General features: G+C 27.9%; 3 protein-coding genes. All 3 read left to right on the top strand.

Annotated elements, in window-relative coordinates:
• On the top strand, nucleotides 1–468 hold a 468-nt coding region (locus AACZ53_RS14475), incomplete at its 5' end, for an ATP-binding cassette domain-containing protein (protein ID WP_339839907.1).
• A gap of 198 nt (nucleotides 469–666) precedes the next feature.
• The gene (locus AACZ53_RS14470; protein WP_339839904.1) at nucleotides 667–1,368 is read left to right on the top strand and encodes a hypothetical protein; all 702 of its coding nucleotides are present in this window, start codon (nucleotides 667–669) and stop codon (nucleotides 1,366–1,368) included.
• Nucleotides 1,369–1,401: 33 nt separating this feature from the next.
• Nucleotides 1,402–1,891, top strand: a 490-nt coding sequence (locus AACZ53_RS14465; protein ID WP_339839902.1) for a hypothetical protein, incomplete at its 3' end; no start/stop codon positions are given.

Raw genomic sequence — 1,891 nt, 5'->3', positions numbered from 1 at the left:
ATATTATTTAATGATACCATTAAAAACAACATTCTTATTGGAAAACCTGATGCAACAGATGAAGAAATTATTGATGCACTTAAAGTAGCTAATGCTTTTGAGTTTGTAAATGATTTACCTTTAGGAATAGAAACTAATATTGGTGATGCAGGTGGAAAATTATCAGGTGGACAAAAACAACGTTTATCTATTGCTAGAGCTGTTTTGAAAAATCCTCCAATTATGATTTTGGATGAAGCAACATCTGCTTTGGATACAGAAAGTGAAAAATTTGTACAAGTGGCTCTAGAAAACATGATGCAGAACAGAACTTCAATTGTAATTGCACATAGATTATCTACCATTCAAAAAGCAGATAATATTATTGTAATGCAAAAAGGTGAAATAGTTGAACAAGGAACTCACACTGAATTAATGGCTAAAGACGGAATGTATTCTAAATTAGTCTTAATGCAGTCTTTTGAATAAACAAAAAATATAAATTTATGAAAAGGGAATATTTTACAGGGCTTTTTTTACTTTTTTCTGTTGCAACAGTCATAGCTCTAGAATATTTTTTTGACAACCAAACAATTGAAGAATACTTACATAAATTTATTGTAGTCTGGTTACTTTTAGCAATATATGCTGGACAATATTCAATGAGATTCCCAAAAAGATTTTAAAATGTACATAAACAATCCAAATATTATTTTACCAGACGATGATACTATTATTGTCTGGAAATATTTGGATTTATCTAAGTTTTTAGACATGCTTATGTCCAAACGTTTGTTTATGTCGCGTTCAGATAAATTTGAAGACCAATACGAAGGCACATTTTCTGAACCTACTTATGAAGAAATCAAGAAAATTGCAGCCAATAATCCCAAATTTTTAGATTACTATAAATCACATCGAGAAAAAGTCGTGATTAGCAGTTGGCACATTAATGAATATGAATCCTTTGCAATGTGGCAAATTTTTACGAAAAACAATGAAGGTTTAGCCATTCAATCAACAATTGGAAGACTAAAGAAATCTTTAGAAACGGAGCGAAAAACCGAACAGCATATTGGACAAGTAAATTATATTGATTACAAAAAAGAACACATTCCATTTGATGATACTTTTTTTCCGTTTTTGTTTAAGCGAAAAAGTTTTCAGTATGAAAGAGAAGTTCGAATTATTTCTGACGTAAGTTCAGACAACTTAAAAATAAATGATGGTTTAAAAATTGATGTAGACATTAATCAATTAATTGAACGCATTTACATTCATCCTAAAAGTGAAAATTGGTATAAAAATTTAGTAATCGAATTGGTTGAAAAGCTAGGTTTCGGATTTAATATTGAAAAATCTGATTTGGAGAGTGATATTTTGATTTAGAAATAATAATTATATAAGAGTCAAAAAGTACTTATGAGAAAAATTAGCTTAATATTAGTATTACTTTTTATTGCAAGTTGTAACAAAAAAAAATCAGAAAAACCTGTTCCATTTTTTAAATTTGACGAAGTTATACATTATCAAATAGATGATGAAGATACTATTACGAAATTGTTCCAAGTAAGTCAAAGTGATAGAACTGAAAGTGATGAAGAATTTTTTAAAATCTTAATGGAATATAATTATCCAATATCGGTTTCTGACTCAAGTTTCTTTAAAAGTTTGGAAACGTTATATCCAATAAAAAATCATATACCTAAAAGTTTATTTACTGAATTATCAACAATATTTAGTCAAAGTAATATTGGTAACAGTACAGAATATGCTTGCGATCCTTTTTTTAGAGATGTTTTTATTTTTAAAAACAACTCTAAAATTATAGGTGTAGCAAAAATTTGTTTTGAATGTGAAAAAAAATCTTTAGTAGGTGCAAAGGGAGAAACATTAAACTTTGGAGCAAAGG

Source organism: uncultured Flavobacterium sp. (assembly GCF_963975005.1).
Taxonomy (GTDB): Bacteria; Bacteroidota; Bacteroidia; order Flavobacteriales; family Flavobacteriaceae; genus Flavobacterium.
The sequence above is the reverse complement of the archived record's forward strand: the minus strand, read 5'-3'. Positions and strand labels throughout refer to the sequence as shown.

Coding starts and splice junctions, on each gene's coding strand:
- AACZ53_RS14470 (WP_339839904.1), top strand. CDS start 667: ATGTACATAAACAATCCAAATATTATTTTACCAGACGATGATACTATT.